The organism is Cohnella thermotolerans DSM 17683 (genome assembly GCF_000429825.1).
Lineage (GTDB): Bacteria > Bacillota > Bacilli > Paenibacillales > Paenibacillaceae > Cohnella > Cohnella thermotolerans.
Genome location: NZ_AUCP01000109.1, coordinates 1 through 7480, shown reverse-complemented (window position 1 = coordinate 7480; position 7480 = coordinate 1). Strand labels below are relative to the sequence as shown.

General features: G+C 46.0%; 7 protein-coding genes and 2 pseudogenes. 1 reads left to right on the top strand and 8 read right to left on the bottom strand.

Annotated elements, in window-relative coordinates:
- Nucleotides 1-234 (bottom strand): annotated as a pseudogene (locus G485_RS29310) (IS1380 family transposase); the annotation flags it as partial.
- A gap of 203 nt (nt 235-437) precedes the next feature.
- On the opposite strand from G485_RS29310, the gene G485_RS0116880 reads away from it, so the two are divergent.
- Complete coding sequence (locus G485_RS0116880) at nt 438-1346, top strand: selenium metabolism-associated LysR family transcriptional regulator (protein WP_035156833.1); 909 nt, start codon at nt 438-440, stop codon at nt 1344-1346.
- Nucleotides 1347-1464: 118 nt separating this feature from the next.
- Here G485_RS0116880 and G485_RS0116875 read toward each other — a convergent pair whose 3' ends face one another.
- The 7 genes and pseudogenes from G485_RS0116875 to G485_RS0116850 all read right to left on the bottom strand — a co-directional run bounded on the left by G485_RS0116875 (nt 1465) and on the right by G485_RS0116850 (nt 7361).
- A complete protein-coding gene (locus G485_RS0116875; protein ID WP_027093489.1) occupies nt 1465-2478 on the bottom strand; it encodes an NAD(P)-dependent oxidoreductase in 1014 nt (337 codons plus the stop codon).
- Complete coding sequence (phnE, locus tag G485_RS0116870; protein ID WP_083351434.1) at nt 2475-3314, bottom strand: phosphonate ABC transporter, permease protein PhnE; 840 nt, start codon at nt 3312-3314, stop codon at nt 2475-2477. The genes G485_RS0116875 and phnE overlap by 4 nt, the downstream gene beginning before the upstream one ends.
- A complete protein-coding gene (phnD, locus tag G485_RS0116865; protein WP_027093487.1) occupies nt 3311-4210 on the bottom strand; it encodes a phosphate/phosphite/phosphonate ABC transporter substrate-binding protein in 900 nt (299 codons plus the stop codon). Before phnD ends, phnE begins: the two co-directional genes overlap by 4 nt.
- A gap of 15 nt (nt 4211-4225) precedes the next feature.
- Nucleotides 4226-5005, bottom strand: coding sequence for a phosphonate ABC transporter ATP-binding protein (phnC, locus tag G485_RS27045; protein ID WP_051318361.1), 780 nt, complete (start codon nt 5003-5005; stop codon nt 4226-4228).
- Nucleotides 5006-5372: 367 nt separating this feature from the next.
- Nucleotides 5373-6701: pseudogene (istA, locus tag G485_RS27040) on the bottom strand (IS21 family transposase); the annotation flags it as partial.
- A gap of 86 nt (nt 6702-6787) precedes the next feature.
- Entirely contained in the window at nt 6788-7069 is a 282-nt protein-coding gene (locus tag G485_RS30045; RefSeq protein WP_074730196.1) for a hypothetical protein, read from the bottom strand.
- A gap of 25 nt (nt 7070-7094) precedes the next feature.
- Nucleotides 7095-7361, bottom strand: a complete 267-nt coding sequence (locus G485_RS0116850) for a hypothetical protein (protein ID WP_027093486.1) — start codon at nt 7359-7361, stop codon at nt 7095-7097.
- Nucleotides 7362-7480 lie beyond the last annotated feature (119 nt).

The window sequence follows — 7480 nt, the reverse complement described above, 5'->3', positions numbered from 1 at the left end:
GGGATCTTTTCGGAAAGGTTCGATGTGGTCGAAGTCGCTTTTGCCTTGGCAAAGCAAGCCAAGATAGCTGGTCATGACATCGCCATGACTGTGAATCGGGTTCTCCATTCCTTTCACGGTGGAGCGATTGAGACGCTGCGGCAATCGGGTATGGGAAAGCAAGGCGCCGACGGTGGCCAGGCCAGCATGCGTAGTCAACAGAATTTCCTTAGATTGGGTGAATTGGATTCTCATATGTAGCACCTCGCAGGTGAAAGTGGATCATTCATGGTTCCTTTAAAATTCACCATCGGAGATGCGATTTCCTTTCTTTTTCTTCTTTTTCACAGAAGAACTATCACGGATTCAGGGGTTAAATGAATTTTCTTATTTTATCCAGCTTTAACACTTAAGGACTATACTTTGGATAGGTAAAAAGAAGGACAGGAGTAATGACAATGAATCTGGATCATTTGCGCGTGTTTTATATCGCAGCAACCAAACGGAATTTTTCAGAAACTGCAAAAATACTTCATCTTTCCCAGCCCTCGGTCAGTTTGCAAATCCAGCAGCTGGAGGAAGCCTTGAAAGTCAAGTTATTTGAAAGGACGACAAGAACAATCAAATTGACCGATTATGGAAAAGTTCTGCTGAGATACGCGGAGAGAATCTTTCAACTCGTTCATGACGCGGAAAAGGAACTGACAGTACTTTCAAATTCCATTCATGGCGATTTATTTATAGGGGCCAGCACAACGATCGGAGAACATATTCTTCCGTATGTGCTGGGAATATTTAAGCTCGACTATCCCAAGGTTAACCTGCGGATGAAAATCGGCAATTCCCTCCATATCGTGGAGCAATTATTGAAGCAGGAGATTCATATCGGTTTCGTGGAAGCTCCGGTATCTAACCCGGAAATTGAAAGTTACCCTTTTCTTGAGGACGAGCTGGTTGTCATCAGTTCCACACAAAATCAGCACCCCCTGCTCGCTAGTAAAGGGGTGCTGACACCTCATGATTTATTTTCGCTGCCTCTCATCCTAAGAGAGCCTGGTTCCGGAACACGCCAGGTCATTAACGAAAGCCTGAGGAAGATCGATTTGAATCCTGAAGAATTAAATGTGGTTTTGGAATTGGGCAACACCGAATCGGTGAAAGCCGCGGTCGAATCGGGAATAGGTTTCTCCATTTTGTCGAGATTCGCAATTCGTAAAGAACTGCAATTGAAGACATTGCAAATTCTTAAGATCAAGGGAATCCATTTGCGTCGAAATTTTTATTTGGTCCTCGATAAAACGATGTCGCAATCCCTTGCCGCATACACCTTTATGGAATATGTGCGTGTAAAATTCGGCGGAATGTAATATTAATAAAATAGAGCATTTTATTAAAGGAACTTATAAAAAAGCTGTATAATTTAAACAATGAACTTTCGCGGAGCCAAAAAAGGCCGGATGATCACACGTCCAACCTTTTGCGCAATTATATAATCCTAGGGTCGAGTTTTATTTGATTTATTGCTCCGGAAGGAATTTTCCCTTGCAGTGCAGTCAGCAATTGAGTGGCGCTGGAGACAGCCAATCTTTCCCTTGCTTCAATGGTGCCAGTGCCAATGTGAGGGGTAAATACCGTCTTCTGTCCTTGTCTTAAAAGTGCTTCGGCAATATACGACGGACGGTTCTTGATAATCGTATCTTCAAACTCAAAAACATCTGCAGCGTATCCCCGCAAACGGCCCTGCTCTAAAGCTTCCGCTACGGCTTGCTCATTCACGATCGATCCCCGGCTGATATTGATTAAAAAGCTATCCTTCTTCATCAATTCGAGCTCTTCCCGGTCAATCAGATGATGGTTTTCCGGCCGGAGATCGACAGCCACTACCACATAATCATTTTCGCTGAGCAGTGCGGGCAATTCGATATACCTCGCTCCCGGATGATCTTCCATTTCCGGAAATCTGCGAACATCATAATAGGATATCTCAACGCCAAAGCCTTTGGCGCGCTTTGCGATCGCCCGGCCGATGGCACCAAATCCGATGATCCCCAACTTGGAATGATGAAAGTCGCGGCCTAGACAATGAACCGCATGCCAACCTTTAAATTCCCTGTTGCGCACATGACGGTCGCCGGCTAAAATATTGCGGGAAACCGATAGGAGCAATCCGATCGCCAAATCCGCCGTAGATTCCGTCAGCGCATCGGGATTAATCGTCACCAGTATATTGTGCCTGGTACAAGCTTCCACATCAATATTATCGAACCCTTTACCGAAACTGCTGATCACCCGCACGTTCGGGCAGCTTTGCAGAATTTCCTCATCAATGGTGTCGCATACGAAAGCGAGCACCGCATCAGCCTTCTTGGCTCTAGCGATAAAGGTTTCTTTGGATAAAGGCTCTATCCCGTCGTAATAATCGACTTCACAATACTCTTTAATCATATCAACACCGATTTGCGGCATCCAGTGTGAAATAAACACCCTTGGTCTGCTCATCTGTTTGTACCATTCTCCCCAAACAATAATTTTCTGCGAATCATATTCCCGAACGCGTCGACCAACTGCACCATCACAAACACAACCGCAAGAATCGCAAGAACATCTTGGTACTGCATGATCCGCAGAGAAGCGATTAATTGAAAGCCGATTCCGCCCGCGCCGATCATGCCGACGACCGTCGAGGCGCGGAAATTGTATTCCCACCGGTACAAAGTAAAGTCAATGCAATGGCTTACTATCTGAGGGATTACGCTGAAGACGATGACATGAAAACGCGATCCACCCGAAGACTCAACCGCCTCGATCAAGCCGGTGTCCACTTTTTCGATCGCTTCCGCATAAAACTTCCCGAGCATCCCGGCCGAATGGATTCCCAGCGCGAGAATTCCCGGAAGAATTCCGAAGCCGACGGAAGCCACAAAGATAATCGCCATGATAAGTTCAGGAATCGTCCGCAACGCGTTAAATATGCCTTTGGCCATATAGCGAACCGAGGGATGGAGCGATGTTTTTTCCGCCGCCAAAAAGCTGAGAGGAAACGATAAGAAAACGGCAAGAATCGTAGCCATAACACTCATTACAAGAGTTTCCACGATCGCTTTCCCCAATGTGGGCACAACGGCGAAATTGGGCGGAAACATTTCTCCGACAGTCGATATGAAATTGCTTAGCGTTCTGCTGTTAGCAAGCGAGTCCCAACTGACATTCAAGGTGTAAAACAAGGAGCCTAGGATTAACACCGCTCCGATCAGGATAATGAAAAACCATCCGTTCATCAAGACTGATCCGCTGTGCGATTTGATAGAAGCAGCCGACGCTTTGATTACACTCATTGTACCTTCTCCAGATCGATGCCAAGCAATTTTACCATATCGCGAATGACATCAAAATCTTTATCAGTAATCGGCACGAAACCTTCGGTTTTTAACGGCTTGAGGACATCTTTGTCCTTCAAATCGTACAGCGCCTTTTTAATCGATTCTTTCAATTGCGGATCGAGTTCACTGTTCATGGCCCATGGATAATTTGGATACGGCTTGGATACTTCGATGACCTTCACCTTGTTTTTATCAATAGTGCCTTTTTCCACGAGGGAATCAAAGATCGGTTTGCTGAGCCCGCCGGCCTCGGCATTGCCGTTTTGCACAGCTTTCGCTACAGCGTCGTGTGCTCCGACAAACTGTTGTTTGTAGTCTTTTTCCGCTTCCAAACCGGCATTTTTAATCATTTCCTTCGGGATCATATGGCTTGAGGTGGAGGCAGCATCTCCGAAAGCGACAGTTTTCCCTTTGATGTCGCTTAATTGGGCGATACCCGTATTCGCTCCTGCGATGACTACCGCGTTATAAGTGGGCGCCCCTTTATCGAGCTTGGCGGCGAACGGCTCGACATTTTCCATCTTTTGCTTGAGCAGTACATAAGATAGAGGCCCGAAATAAGCAACCTCGATATGCCCTTTGCGCATCGCTTCGATCATCGAAGAATAGTCGGTCGTTACGACGAGTTCGATTTCTTTATTTAAAGTTTTCGCCAAATAATTCCTTAATCCTTCATTGTTTTTGATTACCGTGGAAGGTGATTCGTCGGGCAGAAGAGCTATCCTCAATTTTGCTGGGTTCGGATCAATCCCCGATTTTGCCGCTCCTGCCGCAGACTTCTCCCCGCCGCAACCGGACAACAGAGAAATCAATAATGTCGTGATGATTGCCAATACTCCTGTTTTTTTCATGTCCGCTTCCCTCCATTATACTTGAACTAGTTCTCTTTTCAGTAACGATCGATTAGGCTTCCGTATTTCGTTTTGCACAAACTTTTCCCCATATATCCGGGCTAAGTCTTGCTCCCGCATTACCTGGGGGTTGCCGTCAAAAAGCACTTTTCCGCTGTGAATGCCGATGATCCGATGGCCATACTCTACTGCGTATTCGAGTTGATGCAGGTTACAAATGACCAGCGTTCCTTTGCTTTCGTTGATGTTCCGCAAAATATCGAGGATTTCCCGGCTGATGACCGGATCCAAGTTGGAGACCGGCTCATCCGCGAGAATCACATCGGGTTTCTGCACCAGCACCCTGGCGATACCCACTCTTTGTTTTTGCCCCCCGCTCAATTTCTCAACACGCGTGTAAATTTTGTCCTTTAAACCCACCAGTTCAATCGCTTCTTCCGCGATCTTTTTTTCTTCCTTGGTGAAAAAAATGTTCCAAAACGATTTGGTTCCCAGCAGGCCGATCAGCACATTCTGCATCACGGTCAAATTCCCGATGACGTTGAAATTCTGAAAAATAAAACCTACTTTTTGACGGATCTTGTGAAGGTTTTTTTTGCACACCTCGATGTCATGGACCCTAACCTTTCCGCTGGTAGGCGCCATCAAGCCATTCAGGCATCTCATCAAGGTTGATTTCCCCGCGCCGCTGGAACCCAGAATGACAACAAACTCACCCTGGGAAACTTGAAAACTGATATGATCCAGCACCAGGTGGTCAAATTTCTTCGTGACATTTTCCACTTCCAATACCATGTTGTCACCTCCCCTTGTTTCTTATATTCACATACATATATCAATGGAGTATTAAATTGTGTTAATTAATGATTAAATAATAATTGGAATTTGCAATGCGATTAATTAAATTTGTTAATAAATCAAACAAAAAAGGAACCCATTGAAGGGGCTGTTGACAAATTGCTTTTTGAGTGAACCGTGTAGAATTTATTCTACACGGCTGCCGTCGAGGCAGCCTTTATGTGCGCCCGGCATGGGCGTTATCTATAGGGTTCAAGTCCCGAATGGCGAAGGCAGTAGTAGCCATTAGCTTAAGGCAAGGGTCTCTACCGCGAGGTAGAATCTGAAGGAAGCCGGTGGCAAATCTCCGGCCCGAGGAATACGAAAATTCCCTTTCCCGTTTGGTATAATACATCTCGTAAATGGATTTTAATTTTTGTGGAGCCTGATGCCATGCCGCGCTACCGGCGAATGCACCAGGTTTTTTCTTTAGCGTCTCCAAATAATGATTCAGATCAAGCCGCCACTCATGGCTGCCGATCAGTCGCAGATGCTCCGCCACCTGAGTTTCCCGGTAAAAACAAAGGATACGGGTAGAATACACCTTGATCATGACCGACTCGCCCACCAAATGATCCGGTACCGAGTAACGGTTCTGATCCGCCACGATCGTCGCATACTTGTCCACCCGTCCGTAGAGTACGCGAGCGGCATCAAACGCGGGCAGGGCAGGGAGAAGGGAAGGGCGTTCCTGTTCCAGTCGCTCGCTTGCCGTCTGACCATCCAGTTCGGTTTGCGGTTTTTGGTTGCGTCGGGTGCACACCTCCTGCAGATACTGATTCGCTTCCTCCAAGGAGTCGAATTCGTCCCGAAAGGCGAATGCTTTCCGGCGCACGACCTCCACACTGCGCTCCACGTGCCCCTTTTCGTTTCCGCTGCGAATATTGCAAAACCGGAATTGAAAGCCATAATACAGCGACAATTGTAGCAACCCTTGAGTCGGCTCTTTCTCAGTCCCAACAAACTGCTTGACCGCCACCTTCATGTTATCATAGACCATCGTCCGATATACGCCGCCAATATGCTGCAAGAATAAGGCATGGGCTTCCTGGAAGCATTCTGTCGTTTGTTTGGTGAACAAGTACGCAAAGCGGTAGTTTCCATAAGCGGACGTAAAGACCGCCATCTGAAACGTTTGCAGCTTGCCCTTGATTTTAAGTTTCACTTCACCCCAATCGAATTCACAGATCTCCCCAGCCTCATATATGGCCTTGATGAACGCTTCCTTCGGTTTACGTTCCATTCCGCGGATCGTCCGAAGCACCGTGCTGTAACTGATTTCTATCCCTTCGGCTTCCAGCGCCTCAAAGATGTCCATCGCCTTCTTTTGTTGCTTTCGTTGTCCTTGGTTTCGCTTCACTTCATTTTCATCCAGATGTGCTTGGATCTTTTCTGCAATTTCATCGGTCAGTTTCCGTTTCGGTCGAATCCCTGTGTTGTACTTCGGGGCGGTGGTCAGAGCATCAATCATGGCTTGAATATCTACCGCGTCATTCCCCTCTGTGAGTAACTGCCTTCTCCTTTCTTCATATTGGTGAATGTACTTTCCAACCGTTTCACGGTGAACTCCGGTCAATCTCGCAATCTCCCGGCGCGACCTCCCTTCATGGATGTACATCATTAAAATCTTCTGCATCATGCTCATTGTCATCATTCTCCCCCGGCCCCCACTTGTCGAATTGTTCTCCAAGTAGGTTTATCGGCTGTGGCCGGTTTTTCAATGATTACGGTGGCCTATTTTTAAGTTATCATATACAAAATGTAAATTTTAATCACATTAGGAAGTAAGCCGGGTTTACTTCTTTTCTTTATACCTGATTTCAATAATATATCTAGAATTTTACTTTTCAGTTCTTTGTTTTTATATTTGCTACCAAAAACATTTCGCAGCCATCGGAGCAACTCATAAAAGTGCTTTAAGTTATCATCATCATTGGGATTACATGGAATTCCACCATTTAAACTTCCAGAAACAGCGCCATTTTGCATATCTACTCGAATGTTTAGGTTAAATTCTTTCATTGATTAGGTTAGTCCTTTCATCCTTTTAATATTCTTCAGGGAGCAAGATGGTAACCACGAGACCTTCTTTCGAGTTTGGCCCGTAATCGTCAACGATAAGCCATACATCCTCATAAATGCCGGGATAAAGAAAAGCAGATTCGGTCGCGATCAATTCTCCATTACCGTTTGTAATATCGAAACTATCTCCTTCGGCTGCATGTGCTACTGTGAAATAGTCATAAGAGTCTGCCACAAAACGGTCGAGAGCGATTCTAAAGAGCATGTCTGTTGTCACTTCTGGCAGTTCCATTGCTGCGACGCCTCTTGTTTGAAGTAATCCTGAATCCGTGACAAACTTAAGTCCACTCCGCCAGAGAGGGCAGTATATGGAAAAAAGTAATCGGAAATCCCCCCATCAGCTAAAGATTC

Bases quoted from the DNA above. Each gene is read 5' to 3' on its own strand.
- G485_RS0116880 (WP_035156833.1), top strand. From the start codon at position 438: ATGAATCTGGATCATTTGCGCGTGTTTTATATCGCAGCAACCAAACGG.
- G485_RS0116875 (WP_027093489.1), bottom strand. From the start codon at position 2,478: ATGAGCAGACCAAGGGTGTTTATTTCACACTGGATGCCGCAAATCGGT.
- phnE (WP_083351434.1), bottom strand. From the start codon at position 3,314: ATGAGTGTAATCAAAGCGTCGGCTGCTTCTATCAAATCGCACAGCGGA.
- phnD (WP_027093487.1), bottom strand. From the start codon at position 4,210: ATGAAAAAAACAGGAGTATTGGCAATCATCACGACATTATTGATTTCT.
- phnC (WP_051318361.1), bottom strand. From the start codon at position 5,005: ATGGTATTGGAAGTGGAAAATGTCACGAAGAAATTTGACCACCTGGTG.
- G485_RS30045 (WP_074730196.1), bottom strand. From the start codon at position 7,069: ATGAAAGAATTTAACCTAAACATTCGAGTAGATATGCAAAATGGCGCT.
- G485_RS0116850 (WP_027093486.1), bottom strand. From the start codon at position 7,361: ATGGAACTGCCAGAAGTGACAACAGACATGCTCTTTAGAATCGCTCTC.